Source organism: Mycobacterium sp. SP-6446 (assembly GCF_001954045.1).
Lineage (GTDB): Bacteria > Actinomycetota > Actinomycetes > Mycobacteriales > Mycobacteriaceae > Mycobacterium.
Window position 1 is genome coordinate 41126 of record NZ_MBEM01000124.1, and the last position, 19329, is coordinate 60454.

The following is a 19329-nucleotide window of genomic DNA, read 5'->3' on the forward strand; positions in this document are numbered from 1 at the left end:
AAGACGTCAGTACTGACAAATTTCGGCTGGAGCGGCCGACGCGATGACCTCGCCGCTCAGGCCGGCTTCGGCTCGGCGAAACCGCGGCCGAACCGCTCGACCAGCTGCCAATACTCGGGCACATTGCCGTCGCCGAGATAGTCGACCAACAGTCGCACCTCCGGCGGCAGGTGACCGTCGACATCGGTGAAGCCGTATTCGCGGGCGAGACGAGAGGCGAAGAACGATCGGCCGGTGCGGGCCATGCGGTCGGGGTCGGTGAACAGCGCGGCCACCGCGCGACCCGGAAACCGTGGCGACTCGCAGATGTCGAGGTCGAGCCCGAACAGCTGACGCGACCCGGACGGGCCCTCGGTGGCGAAGGCGAGGATGCGGTCGGCGAGCACCAAGCCCGGCCACAACCCGATCACCGCCACGTTGTGCTCGCGCAGCTCGAGCGCGGTGTCGTGGGTGATCTTCTCGATGGCGGCCTTGGCGGCCCCGTAGGGCGTCGACAGTATGTAGTCCTCACTGCCGTGCGAGGAGATGTTGACGATCAACCCACCCCGCTGCTCGATCATCATCGGCGCGGCCAGCGCCGACGTCACAAAGTTCGCGCGCGGTCCGACGGCCAGGCTGTCGGTGATCGCATCGAAGGGCAATGCCCAAAACGGTTGGCCCACCATCGATGTGAAGTCCGGCGATGCGACGTTGACCACCACATCGAGTCGGCCCGCCTCTCGACGCAATTCGTCGAAGACGGCGACCACCTGGGCGTCGTCGGCGTGATCGCAGGGCCGGGCCACCGCCGCGCCGCCGAGATCGCGGATCTGCTCGGCCGTCTTCTCGAGGCCCGCGGCGCTTCGGGCGGTGAGCCAGACGGTGGCACCCTGCAGGCCGAGCTCCAGCGCGATGCCCTGGCCGATGCCCTGGCTCGAACCGGTGACGAGGGCCACCGTGCCGTCGAGGGGTCGTGTCACTATGCCTGCCTTTCCATTGGCTGCAGTGCGGTGACCGCCGGCGGATCATGTTCGTACGGACCGACTTTGGCAGCGCCGCCGGGTGAGCCGAGCTGCCCGAAGAAGTCGGCGTTGACTTGGGTGTAGTGCTGCCACTGGTCGGGCACATCGTCTTCGTAGTAGATGGCCTCGACCGGGCACACCGGCTCGCAGGCGCCACAGTCGACGCACTCGTCGGGATGGATGTAGAGCATCCGCGAGCCTTCATAGATGCAGTCGACGGGGCATTCCTCCACGCACGCCTTGTCCTTCAGGTCGACGCAGGGTTCTGCGACCACGTAGGTCATCGAGAGATGTCCTCGAGCGCCTGGTGCGCCGCGTTGTAGCCGGGCGTGAACGTAATACCCGGTCCCCCATGGCATCCCGCGCCGCCGAGGTACAACCCCTCGACCGGGATGGGAAGGTCCAGGAAGCCCTTGGGCCCGGGCCGGTTGGGCCCCATCAGGTCCGGATGCAGCAGGCCGTGGCAGAAGTCCCCGGAGGGCGCGGCGAACATCGTCTGCATGTGGTACGGCGCAAACGTGATGTGCCGTATCTGGATGTCGCGGAAGTTGGGCGCGTAGCGGCTGATCTTGTCGATGACCTTTTCCGCCATCACGTTCTTGAGCTGGCCATGCAGGTCGCGATTGGCTTCGACCGGGAAGGCATAGGCGAACGCGCTGGCCGCGTGCTTGCCCGGCGGGGCCATCGCGGGATCGTGCACCGACGGGATCTGCATGCCCATCGACGGGTTGTCGGGAATGATTCCCCTCTTGCACTCCTCCCACTGGCGTTGCTGTTCCTCCGGTGAGCGGAAGATGCCGATGGACGACTGCATGCCCGGTTCGTTGAGAAATTCGTACGGCGGGGCGAATTCCGGCAAGCCGTCGAGCGCGAAGTGGATCTGGACGAACGACGCCCGGTGGTCGCGCCCGCTAAGGCGCGCGACAAGGTCGGCGGGCAGATGCTCGGCGCCGAGCAGGTCGACGAGGGTCAGATCGGGCGACAGGTTGGATACCACGACCGGCGCGGTGATCTGCGAGCCGTCACGCAGGCGCACACCGGTCACCCGGCCGTTTTCGACGAGAATCTTTTCGACCTTGGCGCGATACCTGACCTCGCCGCCGTGGGAGACGAACATCTCATGCAGGTGCGTGCAGAGCGCGCCGATGCCACCCTCGAGCTTGGTCATCATCGCCGTGCTCTCGTTCGGCACGGCGAGCGCGAACGCCAAACACGTTGCGCTGCCCGGGGTATAGGGCCCGCGGTAGGTGGAGTTGATGGCGAGGAACGCGAGCATCCCGCGCAGCACGGCGTGCTTGTCCTTGTCGGGCAGGAAGCGGTCGATGGGGTCCATCGCCGTCCCGAACAGCACCTCGTGGATGGCTCTGCGCTCGGATTCGTTTGCCGCGCAGGCATACATCTCGTCGAGGGTCTTGGGCGGGGTGCGCACCTCGAAACGGTCGAGCGCCTTTGCGGGCCCCTGGCTCCACCCGATCATCTCGGCCATGCCCGTGACCGCGTCGGCGCCGAGCTTCTCGGCGAGGTGCGTCATCAGCTGCATCGGGTCGCGATAGAAGATCATCGGTTCTTCGCCGTCGTCGCCGAGGTTGACCGACTGTACCTCGGCGTCGACGGTAGGCAGGGTGTCCAGCCCGAGCTCCTTGACGATCTGCGGGGCGGTGGGAAACTGCACGGAACCCGCGATCTCGTAACGGAATCCGTCGATCAGCTCGACTGTGGCGGCCATGCCGCCGGTATAAGTGTTGGCCTCCAGGCACAGTGTGCGCAGGCCGGCGCGCTGCAGGATCGCCGCGGCGGTCAACCCGTTGTGCCCGGCGCCGACCACGATCGCGTCATAGTCCGTCATCGCTCCTGCTCCTTCTCCGACTCGGTCTCCGAGGCCATTCCGCGCGACAGGAGCCGCGGGCGCCCCTTAATATATGTCAGTACTGACTTAATTGGAAGCCGTCAGCTCTGACCGATCGGTGTGGTGGGATGCGAGGTATGGGCGAGAAGGAAAACCTCCACAAGGTGCGCCGCACCAGGACCCATGAGGCGCTGCGGCAGGTGGCCCTCAAGCGGTTCGCCAGCGAGGGTTTCGGAAACGTCACCGTGCAGCAGCTCGCGCAGGAGGCCGGCGTCACCGAGCGCACGTTCTTTCGGCACTTCCCCACGAAGGAAGCCGTGCTCTTCCAGGACTACGACACCCAGGTGGAGTGGCTGGCCGAGGCGCTCGCGCACCGCCCCCGCTCCGAGTCAGTGTTCGAAGCGGTGCTGGCCAGCATGGCCAGCTATCCGCACGACATCGAACTGGTGCGGCAGGCGGCCCTCGCCCGTGCCGAATTGATCACCGGCGAGCAGATCGCCAGCCACCTGCGCGTGGTCCAGGCGTCGTTCGCCGCGGTCATCACCGACTTCGTCAAGCGGCGCTACCCCGATGTGGCGAACATCGATCTGGTCGCCAACGTCGCGGGCGCCACGCTGGCCGCGGCCATGGTGATCGGAGTGGAGACGTGGGGGCAGAACGGGTGTGTCGAGGATTTGGGCGTTATCGCCGCCACGTGCCTGGAGCTGGTGCGCTCGGGTCTTTCCCCGCTGTCGTGACGCGGAAGCCGTCGGTCCCTAGCTGACGAGCGTGACCGAGGTGGACCGGCGCAGCTTGCCCGACGGCGTCTTCGGAATCGTCCCCGGGCCCAGCACCACCACATTGCGTGGCCGCACGTCGACCTCGCTGACGACCTCGTGCGCGACCTGATGCTCGATGCGGCGTACCTCGGCCGGGTCTTGCCAGGCGTTGGATTCGACGGCGACGGCGAACGTCTCGCGTGAGTGACCCGCGTCGAGCCGCACGGCGACGGCGCAGCCGGGCCTAACCCCCTCGACGCGGCAGGCGGCGCGCTCGATGTCGGTTGGGTAGATGTTGCGGCCGGCCATGATGATGACGTCCTTGACGCGTCCGCACACCACGATGTGGCCCTCCTCGGTGAGGTAGCCGAGGTCACCGGTGTCGTACCAGCCGTGCTCGTCCTGCGCGGGGATGAAGCCGCCCATGGTGAGGTAGCCGGGAGTCAGCGACTCGCCGCGCAGCTCGATGACACCGACGCCGCGCGGCGGCATCACATCGCCGTTGTCGTCGATGATGCGGGCTTCGAGATCCTGCAGCAGCGGGCCCAGCGTCGCCAGCCTGCGAACGTTGCCCTTGCTGGCGGGCACGGCGCGGCGCAGCGCGGCCAGCAGATCGGCGTCGACCTCGTCGACGACCAGGCCCGCGTTGCACTCGGAGAACGACACGGCCAGGGTCGTCTCGGCCATGCCGTAGGCCGGCAGGATCGCCGAGGGCCGAAGCCCGAACGGCTTGCCCGCGTCCAGCAGGTCCTCGACGTCGGCGGGTTCGACGGGCTCGGCGCCAGACAGCGCGAAGCGCAGGGTCGACAGGTCGAAGTCGCCGGGTTTCGCGTTGCGCCGCAGCCGCTTGGCGAGCAGCGCGTAGGCGAAGTTGGGCGCCGCGGTCATGGTGCCCTGGTACTTGTCGATCAGCTTGGCCCACAACAGGGTGTCGCGCAGGAAGTCCATCGGCGTGACCTTGACCAGCTCGGCGCCGAAGAACATCGGGATGGTCAGGAAGCCGACCATGCCCATGTCGTGGAAACAGGGCAGCCAGCTGACCATGACGTCCTTGTCGACGTCGTACTGCGCGCCGATGAACATCGCCTCGGCGTTGGAGTAGATGTTGCGGTGGGTGATCTGGACAGCTTTGGGTGAACCGGTGGACCCGGACGTTAACTGCATCAGCGCCAGATCGTCCTCGCCGACCTCGACGGGGTCGACCGGATCCGACGCCAGCAGGTCGGCGACGGTGAGGACCTTGATCCCCTTCTCCTCCAGCACGGGGATGGCCACCAGGAAGGGCTCGGAGACGATGACGGCCTTGGCCTCGATCATGCCGATCACGGTCATGGTGTCCTCGGCCCAGACGGCAAGGTCGGTGCGCGGCGTCGGCTGATGCAGCATGGTGAGGCTGGCCCCGCGCATCCAGAGGCCCTGCGCGGTCGGGGCGATCTCCACCGGGAAGCCGGCGAGCACACCGATGGCGTCGCCGAGGCCGATGCCCGCGGCGGCCAGGCCGCCCGCGATGCACCGGGCGCGCTCGTGCACCTCGCCCCACGTGTGGCGGACGGGTTCGTGGGGTTCACCGGTGACCATGCCCGTCCGCGCGGTGCGGGCGTTGCGGTACATCTTCTCGGTAAACCGGCTCACAAAGGCCTCCTCGGTTCCGGCAGATTCCCCAACGCCCGGAATCTCATATTCCGCCTGCTGGGGGCTACTTTGCAGCAGGCGCGCGAGCACAGTTGGGCAGCGGTTAGGTCTCGAAACAGTGATGAGTCTGCAAACCCCGTCGGCCGTCCACCGCAGCGCCCGGCAGACGACGACATCGAGTGGTTCTGCTTACCGCTACTCGTCACCGCGAGTCATCTTAAGCAACTCTTAAGGAAGCGCCAACTTCTAGCGGCCGCTGAGTCGGATTTCACACCCCGTTCAGACTTCGGTCATCGGCGCGGGAACGACGCGGGCGCCGGGCACCGGGCCGCTCGCGACCCGGACCGTGCGGCAGACGCCCGCCCCCGACAGCTGGGTGCCGATGTCGACCGCCTGCGACGCCGAGGTGCACAAAAAAGCGCACGTCGGACCGGAGCCGGACACGATGCCGGCCAGCGCACCGGCCTCCACACCGGCGCGCAGCGTCCGCCGCAGTCCCGGGTCCAGGCTCACCGCCGCCGCTTGCATTTCGTTGCCCAGCAGCGGCGCCAGCTGCTCCGGGTCGCCCGCGGCCAGGGCCGCCAGCACCGGCCCGGGCTCGGCCAGCCGTGACGGCTCGCCGCTGTCCCTGAGCCGGTCGAGCTCGCCGAACACCGCCGGGGTGAGCAGACCGCTGTCCGCAAACGTCAGCACCCAGTGAAACGTGTTCCGCGACAACACCGTCGCCAGCTCCTCGCCACGACCGGTCCCCAGCGCGGTGCCGCCATGCAGAGCGAACGGCACGTCGCTGCCCAGTTGCGCGGCGAGCATGCGCAGATCGCGGCGGGGCACGTTGAGCTCCCACAGCGCGTTGATGCCAACCAGCACCGCGGCCGCATCCGCGCTGCCGCCCGCCATGCCGCCGGCCACCGGAATGGATTTGTCGATCATGATCGAGACGTCGGGTGCCCGGCCCACGTGATCGGCCATCAGCTCGGCGGCCTGCCACGCGAGGTTGCGTTCATCGATGGGCAGCGTGTCGGCGCCCTCGCCGACGAGCTCGAGCGACAGCACGTCTGCGTTGCGGACGGTCACCTCGTCGAGCAACGAGACGGCTTGGAACACCGTCGTCAGCTCGTGGTAGCCGTCCTCGCGGCGATCTCCGACGGCCAGGTACAGGTTGACCTTCCCGGGCACGCGAACGGTGACCGACCCGGTGGGCACCCACTGCGTTGCGGTGCTGCCGTCAGACGCGGACACCGCAGCAGACTATCGCTGGAACGGTCGACGTCCTACTCAGCTCGCGGACGCGTGCCCCGAAACGTGCCGCAGCGCGGTATCGGTGCTTGCCTGGGCGGCGCCGTCGCCCGGTGCACCGGAACGCCGCAGCAGCCGCACGAAGTCTTCGATGGACAGGGTCTCGCCGCGCCGGGCGGGATCGATGCTGGCGGCCAGCAAGCGATTCGCCGACTCACTGCCCGAACCCGCCCACTCGGCGAACGCGTTGCGAGATGTCTTGCGGCGCTGAGCAAACGCGATGTCGACCAGTTCGAACACCCGCCGCCGGAAAGCTTCGTCGGTTGGCCACGGCGAGGTCGCGTGCCGGTCGATGCGAACCAGCCCGGAGTAAACCCGGGGAATGGGCCAGAAGACCGTCGGCGACACCATCCCGCAGCGGCGGACCTGCCCGAAGAAACGCACCTTGACGCTGGGCACGCCGTACTCCTTGCCGCCGGGCTCGGCGGCGAGCCGTTCGGCGACCTCGGCCTGCACCATCACCGTCACGGTGCGGATGGAGGGAAATTCGGCAAGCAGGTGCAACAGCGCCGGGACCGCGACGTTGTAGGGCAGGTTGGCGACGACGGCCGTCGGCTCGGTGGTCACCTCGTCGCGGGCGAGAGTCAAGACGTCGCGATTGAGCACCGTCAGCCGCTGGATTTCACTGTGCGAGTGCTCGGCCACGGTCTGGGGCAGCCGCGCGGCCAAGACCGGGTCGATTTCGACGGCGGTGACGGCGGCGCCGCGGTCGAGCAGCGCCAACGTGAGCGACCCAAGGCCGGGACCGACCTCCAAGACATGGTCGGAGCGGCTGACCCCCGAGGTCGAAACCACCCGGCGCACCGTGTTGGCGTCGTGGACGAAGTTCTGGCCGAGTGCCTTCCGTGGCCGAAATTCAAGTTCCTTGGCCAGCCGCCTGATCTCGGTGCGCCCGAGTAGCCGGATGGTCAGCGTGCACCAGCTCTTCCGCTGCACACCGGCCAGGCGCCCCACCCCTGGCGCTCGCGCGTCACTTCGGCGATGGCGATCTGCTCTTCCCGGGTCGCCAGGTCGGCGCGGGAGGCGAACCGCAGGCCGCCGTTGCGCTCCCAGGTGCCCTGATCGAATTGCACACCACCGTAATACCCGTTACCGGTGTTGATCGCCCAGTTTCCGCCGGCCTCACAGCCCGCGATGGCGTCCCAGATGGATCCGTCGATCACGGGGGGCACATCGGTGCCGGGCTTGGTGCCGACGCGCACCACCGATTCGCGCGACGGCGTGATCACCACATTGGCGACGGGGATCCGGCCGGTCTCGACACCGTTGACGGTGGCGACCGCGTATGTCACGTCCTGCGTGCCCGGGGCGCCCGGGTCCTCGACGACCTGCCGGCTGACGTTCATCTCGGGGTCCTCGACCCGGCGGGCGTTCGGCGGCAGCGGAACCCGCTCGGTGACCCGTTGGATCCGGTTGCGCGTCACCTGGATTTCCATGCCGTCGACGATCGGCGACGTCGCACTCGGCGCCACCTGATCGCTTTCGGCCAGTGGTATGCCCGCGGCGCTCAGCAGTCCCGCGACGTTGGGCGCCGGCAGGTGCACCGTGCGGATCGCGCCGCCGTCGTTGATCTTGACCGTCTTGGCGCTGACGACCGGTAGGGCCATTCCCGCCAGCGGAACTCGGCTGCCGCGGGAGGCCGCGGCGGGGGCGGTGTCGGTCATCGCAAGCTGAGCCAGCGCCTCGTCCACGGTGGACGCCGTGGTCCAAACCTGCTTGGCGTCATGGCCGTCCAGCGAGATCTGCAACGGCCGGCTGCGGCGCAGCACGATGTTGGCGCTGTCGTGTACCTGGACGTCACCCGCGGGATACAGGTCGTCGCGCTCGTCGACCGTATAGCCGTTCTCCTCGACGATGTCGATCACCCGCGACTTCATGGTGCTCACCCGCATCGCGATGCCGTCGACGGTCAGCGTCACGGTCTTGCTCGCGGAGACGGCAACGCCGCCGGCCAACGTCAGTACCAAAAGCAGGCCCGCGACCACGAGCCGCAACATGGGTGATGGGGATTGATGAAGTTTCGCTAATACACTCAACGCGCGCTAACCCCGACCTCAGCAACCACTTCTCGACCTACTCAGGACCTATTCAGCAGAAAACGACAAAGGGGCCCACGGGCCCACTCGTACGATCACAAGACGGTAACGAACCGGCCAATGTTCGGCAACTCCGGCGCGACGATGGAGCGCCGGTGTTACCCAAATCACCCGTCGCGCTAGGCCAGTCCGTAGACCCGGCGAGCATTGCCGGTGGTGATCGCCGCCAACTCCTCGGGCGGCCGACCGACCAGTTCAGCCAGCGCCCGCACAGTATAAGGAAGGCAGTACGGCTCGTTCGCTGCGCCCCGGTACGGGTGGGGCGTCAAATACGGTGCATCGGTCTCCACCAAAAGCTGCTCCGCGGGTATCGACGGCACGGCTTCCCGCAGGGCGCGCGCGTTACGGAAGCTGACCGTCCCCGACAGGCTGAGCGTCCACCCCGCGTCGACGCAGCGGCGGGCCATCGCGGCGTCCGACGAAAAGCAGTGGAAGATCGCGGCCTCCGGGGCGCCCTCGGCCCGCAACACGTCGAGCACCTCGGCGTCGGCCTCCCGGTTGTGGATCATCAGCGGCTTCCCACACCGCTTCGCCAGGTCGATATGCCATGCGAACGCTTCGCGCTGCGCGTCGGGTTGCGCGCAGCCGTCCAGGCGCCCCGGCCAATACAGATCCATCCCGGTCTCACCGACGGCCACCACCCGGGGGTGGGCGACCAGTCGCTCGATCTCGTCGCGGGCGGCGTCGTCCAGCGCGTCGGCGCGGGTCGGATGCAGCGCGACCGCGGCGTAGACGCGTGGATCCCACTCGGCGGCCCGCGTCACCCAGCGTGCCGACTCAAGGTCGTCGGCGATGGTGACCACCGCGCCGACCCCGACAGCCGCGGCGCGCTCGACGATGGCCCGCACGCCGTCGGCGTCGCTCGCCCCGCACGCGTCGAGGTGGGTATGGGCGTCGACCAACGGCGCCAGCGGCTCGGGCGCCGGCGGCGCTTCTCGTTTACCGGAGCGGTTGGAGCCCACCGCCACACAATAGGGTGAGTCTCGATGAGGCCGTACTACGTCACCACCGCGATCACGTACCCCAATGCCGCACCGCACCTGGGGCACGCCTACGAGTACGTCGCCACCGACGCCATCGCGCGGTTCAAGCGGCTCGACGGCTTCGATGTCCGCTTTCTCACCGGGACCGACGAGCACGGCCTCAAGGTCGCCCAGGCCGCGGCGGCCGAAGGACTGCCCACCGCCGAACTGGCCCGGCGCAACTCCGACGTGTTCCAGCGGTTGCAGGAGAAGCTGAACATCTCCTTCGACAGGTTCATCCGCACCACCGATGCCGACCACCACGAGGCATCGAAGGAAATCTGGCGCCGAATGGCGGCGGCCGGCGACATCTACCTCGACACCTACTCGGGCTGGTACTCCGTACGCGACGAGCGGTTCTTCGTCGAAGCGGAAACCGAACTGCTCGACGACGGCACCCGCATCGCCACCGAGACCCGCGCCCCGCTGACCTGGACCGACGAGCAGACCTATTTCTTCCGGCTCTCCGCGTACGCCGACAAGCTGCTGGCCCACTACGAGGCGAACCCCGATTTCATCGCGCCCGAGGTGCGGCGCAACGAGGTCGTCAGCTTCGTCTCGGGCGGCCTGCGGGACCTGTCCATCTCGCGCACCTCGTTCGACTGGGGCGTGCCGGTGCCCGAGCACCCCGATCACGTCATGTACGTCTGGGTCGACGCGTTGACCAACTATCTGACCGGGGTCGGCTATCCCGATACCGATTCCGAGTTGTTCCGCCACTACTGGCCGGCTGATTTGCACATGATCGGCAAGGACATCATCCGGTTCCACACCGTGTACTGGCCGGCATTTCTGATGTCGGCCGGAATCGAGCTCCCCCGAAGGGTTTTCGCGCACGGGTTTCTGCTCAACCGCGGCGAGAAGATGAGCAAGTCGGTCGGCAACATCGTCGACCCGGTCGCGCTGATCGACACGTTCGGCGTGGATCAGGTGCGCTATTTCCTGTTGCGCGAAGTTCCGTTCGGCCAGGACGGCAGCTACAGCGAAGAGGCGATCGTCACCCGGATCAACGCCGACCTGGCCAACGAACTCGGCAACCTGGCGCAGCGGTCGTTGTCGATGGTGGCCAAGAACCTCGGCGGAGTGGTGCCCGAACCCGGCGAATTCACCGCAGCCGACACCGAACTGCTGAACACGGCCGAGGGTCTGCTAGAGCGGGTGCGCGCGAATTTCGATGCCCAGGCGATGCACCTGGCCCTCGAGGCGATCTGGCTGATGCTCGGCGAGGCGAACAGATACTTTTCGGCCCAGCAGCCGTGGGTGCTGGGCAAGAGCGAGTCCGCGGCCGATCAGGCGCGGTTCCGTACCGTCCTCTACACCACGTGCGAGGCCGTGCGCATCGCGGCGCTGCTGGTGCAGCCCGTCATGCCCGAGTCGGCCGCCAAGCTGCTGGACCTGCTCGGCCAGTACGAAGACGGGCGGGCGTTCAGCGCCATCGGCGCGCGGCTGGCCCCCGGCACGGCGCTGCCGGCGCCCGTGGGCGTGTTTCCCCGCTACCAGCCGACTTCCGACATATGACGAAACACCGGCCGGGGGCCGTATTAGGAAAAAGTGCACGGCATGGCCCCTGCCATGGGCCATAATCGGCCGGTGGAGCGACGACGTAATCGGCAACCCAGCCAGTCGCCGATGACGACCTTGAAGCAGCTTCCCGCACTGGTCGTGCTGGAGCGGATCCCGGTTCCCGTGCTGGCTATCGGGCATGACGGCAGCATCCTGTTCACCAACACCGCGTTTGCCGAGATGGTGGGCTACGAACCGGACGAGGTCCTGGCGCTCGGATTCCACGAGGTCTTCCATAAGGCGCCCGCCTCGGACTCCCTACTGTCGGTCGTCCACGCCCTGGGCAACATGGTCGTCGAATTGGCACACCGGGACGGCTCGGTCGTGCGCGCGCTGATGAGTAAGTCGGCGGTGCGGCGGGCCGACGATCAATTCGCCCTCGCGACGTTCCAGGATCTGACCGCGCAGTTGTGGATCGAGGAGCGCTAGCTCCGGCGTCTGGTGCGCAGCACGATCACTCCCGCACCGACGATGGCCAGGACCAGCCAGCCCGCGCCGAACCACCACAGCCAGGCCAAGTCCGAGTGACTACCGCCCCCGGGCGCCGCCGCGACCGGACCGGCAGTGGGCGACCGATCGACGGTGACCGGGTCTTGTCCCGGTACCGACACCGCCGCGACGCCCTTGAGGCTCGGCCAGTGCTTGTTGTCGCTCGTGAGCCAGCGCAGCAACTCGTCGAGCTGGAAGGGCGCGCCGTTGGAGGTTGCGATCAGCAGTGAGCGGCCGCGGTTGAAAACCGTTTGGAGAGAAGCGAACCGCAGTGACGGGTCCAGTGTCAGCTTGGTGGGCTTGCCGCCCGACTCGACGGCGTTGATCGTGATCGGTCCGCTGGGGCCGGCGGACACCGGAAGCGCGATATCCGAGTGGTTCCATCCGTCCGCGGCTACCACCAGCGCGGGATTCGACGAATCGAGCGCCTGCTGAACGCTTGTGACGGTGGTGTCGATCGGCGCCGCACTGATGCGCTGCAGGCCGACCATGATGTCGATGGCGCGCTTGGTGTCGATCAACGAGTGGGGCTCGATGCCCACCTGAACCTTGGGCATCAACGCCTGCGGCACCGAGTGCAGGCCGCCGGGCACCGGTGGCGCGGCGGGACTGCTCTGCACGGTGGTGTCGCCGGTGATGTTCAACGTGAGTAGCGAGTTTCCCGCGCCAGGCGTGTAGAAGTCCCCGCAGTGTCCGATGTTGCTCGCCACGTCCAGCACGACGTCAAGGCTGGTGTATCGCTGCAGCAGCCGATCCGGCACGTCGACCCAGTGGTCGATTGCGCCGTGGCCGTCGGTGGGCCAATGGTCGATGGTCTCCGCGCCGATGTTGGCGGTGATCTGGCCGCCGACGTTGGCCGGCGTCGGGGTATATGACCCCTGTAGATGCACGCGCACCCCGTGCACGGATCGGCCAAACTTGGTCTGGTCCAATCCAATTGACACCCGCGGTTGCAGCGAAGTGGCGTTGGCGAAGGGCTGCCCCAGTTCGCGCAGCGTGGCGTTGTCGCCGGGGAGTTGCGGGGTGGTCTTCAACGATTCCGCCGAGGCCCTGGAGACAAGGGCCAGCCGTGACAGGTCGTTGAACAGCAGCGCAGTATCCGATTCGTCGGTTCGTCCGAGGGGCCCCGAGATCAACAGCCATGGCACACCGGTGTTGCCCTGCAGGGAAAGCCCGGCGTCCGATCCCTCTTTGACGACAACCTGGCGTTCCAGCGGTTGCGGCGGCGTCGGCGGCCCCTGCTGTCCGTCGGGCAACGGGACCACCGCGACCTCGGGAGCCTGCCTGCCGTAGTGCGAGGCCGCGAACGTGGCGAGTTGAATTGCCGTGTCGGACTCAGCGGTTGACGGCGCCTGCGGCAGAAATATGGTCAGCTTGCGCAGCACCGGCGGCAAGAAATGGGCCACCGTCGTGGGCGGCTGTTCGACCCCGGTGTAGTTGATCGTTCCGTTGACCAGACGCAGCGGGCTCTCCGGGTACAAGCAGAATCCGTCCAGGGGCACCAGGTAGGAACGCACCGTCACCGATACCCAATTGTCGGCGACTTCCGCTCCGGTCAGCGGGAGGACGATCGGCGCTTGATCGGCGTTGGGCAGGTTCAGCCGCGCGATCGTGCGCTCGCCCTGGGTGACGGTGAGCTGGCCGGACCGCATATTGATCGGCAGTTCGACGGTCGCGTTCAGCGCGGTCGGCGTCAGCCCGTGCAGCACCGGCACGCTCAGCTGTTGGGAGCTGGTGAATCCCCAGAACGACAAGGTGGACGAGGACCCAACGTCGGCCAGCGCCAACGTCGTTGACTCGGTCGCGCCCGCGTCGCCGGGCGCAGCCTGCGATGCCGGGGCGCTCATGACCAAGAATCCGACCACACCAGCCAGCGCAATAACTCGGCTCGCATATTTCCGGTTCATCACCGGAACAGTATGCATTGTTGAATGCGCGCGGTAATTGAATCGCGGTATCGGCGGATGCCTAATCGCTTCCCGGCACCGTCTCTGTACGGGCGGCGGCGAGCCGCGCATGGCGCATTGCTTCGCGAGCAAGGAATTCCCGGGAATAGCCGAGCGAGGCTTCCGAGACGATGCCGGGAAGCAGGAGTTCCCAAATCCGAATCAAGCGCTCGCTGAGGTCGCAGACGACGCCTTCTTTTGTGTCGACGGCAGATATCGCGTTGGACAGCAATCGCGCTCCGAACATGGCGCCGACGATCGATTCGCCGACCACTACCGGGTCGAGGTCCTTGCGGAGGTCTCCCTCGGCGATGGCCCGCCGGGCCTCGGCTGTCATCAGCTGAACCGAAGCCGCGCAGAAGTTCCCGGCCGCTTCGTTGAAACCGCTCAACGTGGCGGTCAGTTGCACGGCCGCGCGGGCGGTTTCGTCCGAAGTCATCACTTCGGCGATCGTGAACGTGCCGTGCAGCAGGTTCTCCAGCCCCGGCGATGACGACCCGCATGCGTTCCGATACGCGTTGGCGAGCGTGCCGGAGCCCTCCTCGATGATCGCCGACGCCAACGATTCCTTGGAATCGAAGTGATGATAGAGGGCGCCCTTGGTCATCCCCGTGCGTTCGATGATCGTGCCCCACCCGGCGGCCGCGTAGCCGACCTCCCCGAACACGTCGGTCGCGGCTTTGAGAATCTTTCGCCGAGTGGCTTCCGACCTAACCTGCCGCGCCATCGCCCCTAATACCTCCGGGATCTGGTCGGGTGCGCGGATTCGTCAGTCACGTTTCGCATCGCCCCGCAAGACGATCAAAGGTTAACAGCTACGGCGATCCCGGCCGTCGGGTCCGTCTCGGTCTCGTTACCCGGAGTCGGGATCGGTCGAATTGGCGTTGATCGCGAGTGCCGCACGCCGCCTGAGGAATTGCCTGAAGTATTCGACGCGGTCCGGTCGCAGGATTCCGGCCATCAGCAACGCCCAACATTTTTCCAGGTCGAGCAGGAACCGTTCGGGTTGATCCAGGTTGCTGGTTTTTCGCAGCCCCATCTGCAGGGACACGATCAAGCGTCCGACATCCTCCGGGTCGCACCGGTCGTCGATGTCACCCTCGCCGATGGCCTGCTCGACGACCGCGGCCAATGCTTTGACCCAGTCGTCCAACAACCTCTCCTGGAGCCCTTCCGAACGACCGACGGATTCGATCAGGTTCAGCCCTGCCCTGACTCGATCGGTCTTGATGTCCTGGACCGCGATGAGATAGGAGAAATCGATCAGGGTCTCCAGGCCGGAAAGTCCCCGCGTGATCAGGTCTTGGACGGCGGCCGTACCGGCGTCGGTCTGTTGATCGATGATCGCGACGGCGAGCGCGTGCTTGGACTTGAAATGGAAGTACATCGCGCCCTTGGTCAGTTCGGCCTCGGCAAGAATGTCGTCGAGGCCGACCTCGTGGTAGGCGCGTTGCGCGAACTGATGCGAGGCGGCCCGCAGAATCTGCCGCCGCGTCGCATCGGCGCGTCCGTCGGGTGGGTGGGTGGTCATCGAAACCGACGACTCAGCGGTCCGCCGCCGCGAGATCGCGATCGCCACCGGTGCCCTGAGCTGCGTCGATCGCCTTCACGTTGTTGATGCCCTCCTCGAGCGGCGCACACACCTGGCTCTTCCAGCGGTCCGAGGCGAACTACTCGCCGGCGTCTCTCGGGCGACGTTTGACCACCTAAGAGGTTATCAGGACGAGGCCCCCGGGCCGTGCAAACCGGCCCCGAGCCCATCTAGATACCCGCCACAAGGATCCTACCCATTTTTCGTTCCATAAGTATTTTTTATGTGTTATTGTATGGCCGTCAGTTTGCATCACGGGGTCGAGCCGCGAGGGGACCGCATGTCGTTCGTCATCACGCAGCCAATTGCGCCGGCGGCCTCGGCGGACGCGCCAAAGGCCTTGGTAGCCGCGATGAGCAGCGGAAACGTGGTCACGGCGGGCCACCACGACGTCATCACGCGCCACGGTATGCGCCCGGCACGGACCAAGATCCTCCGTCAACGCGCCGAATACCCATCGTCAGCAATATGGCTGTCTACTCATGCTTTGAGTATGTGTGGCTGGGCGACGCTCGTTCGCGAGGATGGTGCGCAGGCTCGGCCGCGGCCCGCCGGAACCCGGTGTCTGCCGTGATCGAATTTGGTGCGCTACCGCCGGAGATCAATTCCGCGCGGATGTATGCCGGGCCCGGGCCGATATCGCTGGCAGCCGCGGCGGTGGCCTGGGACAACTTGGCGGCCGAATTGCATTCCGCTGCAAGCGCTTACCGGTCGGTCATCGCGGGACTGACCACCACACGCTGGATGGGTCCCTCGTCGCTGAACATGGCGTCCGCGTTCGCTCCGTACGTGGCGTGGACGACCGGCGCCGCCGCGCGGGCCGCCGAGACCGCGAGTCACGCGTTGCTCGCCGTCGAGGTGTACGAAGCCGCCTTCGCGATGACCGTCCCGCCGCCCGCGGTCACCGCCAACCGCGTCCAACTCGCGATACTGATCGCCACCAACTTCTTCGGCCAGAATTCGGCGGCGATCGCGGCCACCGAAGCCGAATACGGCGAGATGTGGGCGCAGGACGCGGCGGCGATGTATCAGTACGCCGCGAATTCAGCCATAGCGTGCGAGGTGACACCGTTCACCCCGGCGCCACAGACCACGAACCCCGCCGGATTCGCCGAGCAGGCGGCCGCGGTCACCCAGGCGAGCGGCATCTCGGGAGCATCGCAAGCCAACCTGGCGAGCGTGGTCACCTCGGTGCCCACCGCGCTGCAGTCGCTCGCATCGCCCGCGACCAGCTCGACCAGCACGTTCGCCTCGACCGCGGCGACCGCCGCGACCACTACCGCCGCCTCGACCGCCTCGTCGGATATTTCGAACCTCGTGGCGTCCAACATGCCCGCGTGGCTGATGGCCGCGGCCACCCCGGTGTACGCCATGTCTTCAATCATTGGAATGGCCGCGAGCGGTCAGGGCTTGGCGAGTGGGGCGGCGTCCGCGGCGGCCGCGGCGGGTGCCGCGGCCGCTCAAGGGGCAGCGGCGGGGGCCAGCGCCGCCGCGGCCGGGGCGGGCGCGCTCGGCTCACTCGGGCCTGGTGCGTTGGGCAGCCTCGGCACCGCGGCCTCGCTGGGCCCGCTGTCGGTGCCGGCGAGTTGGACCAGCGTGATCCCGGCGGCGCACATGAGCACCGCCGCGGCGCTGCCCGCCGGCCTCGGTGCCCCGCCCGTCCCGCCCAGCATCTTGGGCTCGCTACCGCGCGCGGCCGCGTCGGGCAAATCGCTCGGGCCGCGGTACGGGGTGATCCCCACCGTCATGACCCGCCCGCCGGCCGCCGGATACGTATAGGCGCCCACATGAACGCAGAGCAGCAGCAGACAGGGCCGAGGGCTTTCCGGAAGGAGTCGTCAGTGAAATACACGCCCACGAAGGTCGCCGGCGTGACGATCATCGACTTCGAACCGCAACGCGACCACCGTGGCTACTCGACGCGGTCGTTCTGCTCACGCGAATTCGCTAATCATGGCCTGCCTTTCGATGCCATGCAGACGGATGTCGTGTTCAGCTACACCCGCGGCACCGTACGCGGTCTGCACCGCCGGGTGCCCCCACACGCCGAGGCCAAGCTGGTCCGGTGCACCCGCGGCGCCGTTGCCACCGCCACGGTGGACGTCCGCCCCGACTCGCGGACCTACGGCGACCACGTGATGGTGGAGTTGAGCGCCGACGACCACCGAGCGCTGTTCTTGCCACCGTATGTCGCACACGGCTTCCAGACCCTGATCGACGATACCGAGGTCAGCTACCAGGTCAGCGGCCAGCCCGCGCCGAACGGCGAGGAGGGGTTCCGCTGGGACGATCCCCAGTTCGGAATCGAATGGCCCCTGCCGGTCACCGTCATCTCCGAGCAAGACGCCAGCTGGCCCTTCCGCGCGTCCGGGCCGGCGCTAGCCGAGAACGCGGCCCGAGCAGGCGGCCTCCACGCGGCCGGACGGGTGGACGATCAACCCCGCGAGACCCAGCGCCATTTGCCCGCCGGCATTCGATCCGGCCTCTCGGCGAGAGCGTAGGTGTGTGATGGCCCTGGACGCGGTAAATCTCGTGCAGCCCGAGCAGCGACGCCAGAGGCGCAAGCCGACCGGCATGATGCCGTTGCCTCCCGACCCGACCGATGTTTCGCCACTACCCGTGCCTGCCGTGTCGTCCACCGTCGGCAATGCCGTGCGTCGCTGGCAGGATCACTATGCGCAAAGCCTGCGCATCAGCGACTCGGTGATCGTCGTCGCCTCGGTATTCCTTGCGCAGTACGTCCGGTTCGGGGAGATCGCGAACACGTCGGGCTACTCGGACCCGGTGATGACGCTGTTCTCCGTTCTCTTCGCGGGGCTGTGGCTGTCGTCCCTTGCGATATTCCAAACGAGATCGACGCGAGTCATCGGCGCCGGGATCGACGAGTACCGGCGCATCGCCAGCGCGTCATTCTGGACGTTCGGGATCATCGCGATGGTGACGTTGCTCGCCAAAGTCGACCTGGCGCGCGGCTATCTCGCGATCGCGCTTCCGGTCGGCACCTTGGGATTGCTGACCAGCCGCAGCCTATGGCGCCAGCATATCCGCCGCGAGCGGGCGCACGGCCATTGCCAGACAACGGTTTTGGCGATCGGGGATAGGCAGGCCGTCGCTCACCTCGTTACCGAACTTTCCCGCAATCCGAGTGACGGCTGCGTCGTGGCGGGTGTGTGCATTTCCGGATATGGGCCGCCGCGCGGCGAAACCCTGATCGTCGGGAGCCGTGAAGTCGAGATCCTCGGCGACGAAACCCACGCGGTGGCCGCGGTGCAACGCTGCGGCGCCGACACCGTGGCGGTGACGCGCACGGAGCATTTCGGCGTGCACGGCATCAGGGAGTTGCTGTGGCAGCTGGAGACGATGGACGTCGACCTCGTCGTATCGCCCGGGGTGGTGGACGTCGCGGAAGCGCGATTGACCCTGCGCCTCACCGCGGGATTGCCGTTGCTGCACGTCGAAAAGCCGCAATACGAAGGGAGCCAACGCTTCGAGAAGCAGGTCTTCGACGTCTGCTTCTCGCTGATGGCCCTCATCGCGACAGCGCCGCTTCTCATCGCGGCGGCCATCGCCATCAAGCTGACCAGCAGGGGCCCCGTCTTCTACCCGTCGGAACGGATCGGCATCGAGGGCAAGCCCTTCACGATGTTCAAGTTCCGAACGATGACCGACGGCGCCGACCGGCAGATCGCAGATCTGTTGGCGCTGAACGACAGCGACGGCGGCATGCTGTTCAAAATGCGCGAAGATCCCCGGGTCACGCCGGTCGGCAGAGTCCTGCGCAGGTTCAGCATCGACGAGCTGCCGCAATTCCTCAACGTGGTCAAGGGGGATATGAGCGTCGTCGGGCCGCGGCCCCCCCTGCGCCGAGAAGTCGAGAACTACGACGGCGACGTCAAGCGGCGACTGCTGGTCAAGCCGGGCGTCAGCGGGCTGTGGCAGGTGAGCGGCCGCTCGAACCTCTCGTGGGAAGAGTCGGTCCGGTTGGACCTGTCCTATGTCGACAACTGGTCGATGGCCGGTGACCTGATGATCATCGCCAAGACGGTGAAAGCCGTATTAACGAGCCACGGCGCCTACTAGGCTCGCCAG

17 protein-coding genes and 1 pseudogene are annotated in these 19329 nt (G+C 67.0%); 6 read left to right on the forward strand and 12 right to left on the reverse strand.

Going from position 1 to position 19329, the window contains the following annotated elements; all coding sequences use genetic code 11:
• Positions 1 to 56 precede the first annotated feature (56 nt).
• The 3 genes from A5736_RS10500 to A5736_RS10510 are packed head-to-tail and all read right to left on the reverse strand — an operon-like array spanning position 57 to position 2847.
• Positions 57 to 959, reverse strand: a complete 903-nt coding sequence (locus A5736_RS10500; protein WP_076122860.1) for an SDR family NAD(P)-dependent oxidoreductase — start codon at positions 957 to 959, stop codon at positions 57 to 59.
• On the reverse strand, positions 959 to 1285 hold the full coding sequence (fdxA, locus tag A5736_RS10505) for a ferredoxin (RefSeq protein WP_076122859.1): 327 nt from the start codon (positions 1283 to 1285) through the stop codon (positions 959 to 961). The genes A5736_RS10500 and fdxA overlap by 1 nt, the downstream gene beginning before the upstream one ends.
• Positions 1282 to 2847, reverse strand: a complete 1566-nt coding sequence (locus tag A5736_RS10510) for an NAD(P)/FAD-dependent oxidoreductase (protein ID WP_076246044.1) — start codon at positions 2845 to 2847, stop codon at positions 1282 to 1284. The genes fdxA and A5736_RS10510 overlap by 4 nt, the downstream gene beginning before the upstream one ends.
• Before the next feature lie 137 nt (positions 2848 to 2984).
• Here A5736_RS10510 and A5736_RS10515 point away from each other — a divergent pair, with 137 nt between their 5' ends.
• Complete coding sequence (locus tag A5736_RS10515) at positions 2985 to 3584, forward strand: TetR/AcrR family transcriptional regulator (protein ID WP_076246045.1); 600 nt, start codon at positions 2985 to 2987, stop codon at positions 3582 to 3584.
• Positions 3585 to 3602: 18 nt separating this feature from the next.
• Here A5736_RS10515 and A5736_RS10520 read toward each other — a convergent pair whose 3' ends face one another.
• The 5 genes from A5736_RS10520 to A5736_RS10545 form a co-directional block, all read right to left on the reverse strand.
• On the reverse strand, positions 3603 to 5237 hold the full coding sequence (locus tag A5736_RS10520) for a fatty acyl-AMP ligase (protein WP_076246047.1): 1635 nt from the start codon (positions 5235 to 5237) through the stop codon (positions 3603 to 3605).
• A gap of 279 nt (positions 5238 to 5516) precedes the next feature.
• Positions 5517 to 6476, reverse strand: a complete 960-nt coding sequence (locus A5736_RS10530) for a 4-(cytidine 5'-diphospho)-2-C-methyl-D-erythritol kinase (RefSeq protein ID WP_076246051.1) — start codon at positions 6474 to 6476, stop codon at positions 5517 to 5519.
• A gap of 36 nt (positions 6477 to 6512) precedes the next feature.
• Entirely contained in the window at positions 6513 to 7478 is a 966-nt protein-coding gene (gene rsmA / locus A5736_RS10535; protein WP_076246141.1) for a 16S rRNA (adenine(1518)-N(6)/adenine(1519)-N(6))-dimethyltransferase RsmA, read from the reverse strand.
• The gene (locus A5736_RS10540) at positions 7442 to 8569 is read right to left on the reverse strand and encodes a resuscitation-promoting factor (RefSeq protein WP_217695745.1); all 1128 of its coding nucleotides are present in this window, start codon (positions 8567 to 8569) and stop codon (positions 7442 to 7444) included. The genes rsmA and A5736_RS10540 overlap by 37 nt, the downstream gene beginning before the upstream one ends.
• Positions 8570 to 8748: 179 nt before the next feature.
• Positions 8749 to 9597, reverse strand: coding sequence for a TatD family hydrolase (locus A5736_RS10545; protein WP_076246054.1), 849 nt, complete (start codon positions 9595 to 9597; stop codon positions 8749 to 8751).
• Between the two features lie 18 nt (positions 9598 to 9615).
• On the opposite strand from A5736_RS10545, the gene metG reads away from it, so the two are divergent.
• Positions 9616 to 11169 carry a methionine--tRNA ligase gene (gene metG, locus A5736_RS10550; RefSeq protein ID WP_076246055.1) on the forward strand — a complete coding sequence of 518 codons (1554 nt, stop codon included), beginning with the start codon at positions 9616 to 9618 and terminating at the stop codon, positions 11167 to 11169.
• A gap of 111 nt (positions 11170 to 11280) precedes the next feature.
• Entirely contained in the window at positions 11281 to 11643 is a 363-nt protein-coding gene (locus A5736_RS10555) for a PAS domain S-box protein (protein WP_083667309.1), read from the forward strand.
• Here the strand turns inward: A5736_RS10555 and A5736_RS10560 are convergent.
• The 4 genes from A5736_RS10560 to A5736_RS26305 all read right to left on the reverse strand — a co-directional run bounded on the left by A5736_RS10560 (position 11640) and on the right by A5736_RS26305 (position 15636).
• A complete protein-coding gene (locus A5736_RS10560; RefSeq protein ID WP_076246059.1) occupies positions 11640 to 13628 on the reverse strand; it encodes a hypothetical protein in 1989 nt (662 codons plus the stop codon). The genes A5736_RS10555 and A5736_RS10560 overlap by 4 nt on opposite strands.
• Before the next feature lie 43 nt (positions 13629 to 13671).
• Positions 13672 to 14376, reverse strand: coding sequence for a TetR/AcrR family transcriptional regulator (locus A5736_RS10565; protein WP_076246060.1), 705 nt, complete (start codon positions 14374 to 14376; stop codon positions 13672 to 13674).
• 126 nt (positions 14377 to 14502) lie between these two features.
• A complete protein-coding gene (locus tag A5736_RS10570) occupies positions 14503 to 15180 on the reverse strand; it encodes a TetR/AcrR family transcriptional regulator (RefSeq protein WP_076122890.1) in 678 nt (225 codons plus the stop codon).
• Between the two features lie 312 nt (positions 15181 to 15492).
• Complete coding sequence (locus A5736_RS26305; RefSeq protein ID WP_175611242.1) at positions 15493 to 15636, reverse strand: hypothetical protein; 144 nt, start codon at positions 15634 to 15636, stop codon at positions 15493 to 15495.
• Positions 15637 to 15810: 174 nt separating this feature from the next.
• On the opposite strand from A5736_RS26305, the gene A5736_RS10575 reads away from it, so the two are divergent.
• The 3 genes and pseudogenes from A5736_RS10575 to A5736_RS10585 all read left to right on the forward strand — a co-directional run bounded on the left by A5736_RS10575 (position 15811) and on the right by A5736_RS10585 (position 19320).
• On the forward strand, positions 15811 to 17019 hold the full coding sequence (locus tag A5736_RS10575; RefSeq protein ID WP_076246062.1) for a PPE family protein: 1209 nt from the start codon (positions 15811 to 15813) through the stop codon (positions 17017 to 17019).
• 62 nt (positions 17020 to 17081) lie between these two features.
• A pseudogene (locus A5736_RS10580) lies at positions 17082 to 17636 on the forward strand (dTDP-4-dehydrorhamnose 3,5-epimerase family protein); the annotation flags it as partial.
• 112 nt (positions 17637 to 17748) lie between these two features.
• Positions 17749 to 19320: a sugar transferase gene (locus A5736_RS10585; protein ID WP_076122848.1), complete on the forward strand. Its 1572-nt coding sequence runs from the start codon at positions 17749 to 17751 to the stop codon at positions 19318 to 19320.
• Positions 19321 to 19329 lie beyond the last annotated feature (9 nt).

Coding starts and splice junctions, on each gene's coding strand:
- fdxA (WP_076122859.1), bottom strand. CDS start 1,285: ATGACCTACGTGGTCGCAGAACCCTGCGTCGACCTGAAGGACAAGGCG.
- A5736_RS10510 (WP_076246044.1), bottom strand. CDS start 2,847: ATGACGGACTATGACGCGATCGTGGTCGGCGCCGGGCACAACGGGTTG.
- A5736_RS10515 (WP_076246045.1), top strand. CDS start 2,985: ATGGGCGAGAAGGAAAACCTCCACAAGGTGCGCCGCACCAGGACCCAT.
- metG (WP_076246055.1), top strand. CDS start 9,616: ATGAGGCCGTACTACGTCACCACCGCGATCACGTACCCCAATGCCGCA.
- A5736_RS10555 (WP_083667309.1), top strand. CDS start 11,281: ATGACGACCTTGAAGCAGCTTCCCGCACTGGTCGTGCTGGAGCGGATC.
- A5736_RS10560 (WP_076246059.1), bottom strand. CDS start 13,628: ATGCATACTGTTCCGGTGATGAACCGGAAATATGCGAGCCGAGTTATT.
- A5736_RS10565 (WP_076246060.1), bottom strand. CDS start 14,376: ATGGCGCGGCAGGTTAGGTCGGAAGCCACTCGGCGAAAGATTCTCAAA.
- A5736_RS10570 (WP_076122890.1), bottom strand. CDS start 15,180: ATGACCACCCACCCACCCGACGGACGCGCCGATGCGACGCGGCGGCAG.
- A5736_RS26305 (WP_175611242.1), bottom strand. CDS start 15,636: ATGACGTCGTGGTGGCCCGCCGTGACCACGTTTCCGCTGCTCATCGCG.
- A5736_RS10585 (WP_076122848.1), top strand. CDS start 17,749: ATGGCCCTGGACGCGGTAAATCTCGTGCAGCCCGAGCAGCGACGCCAG.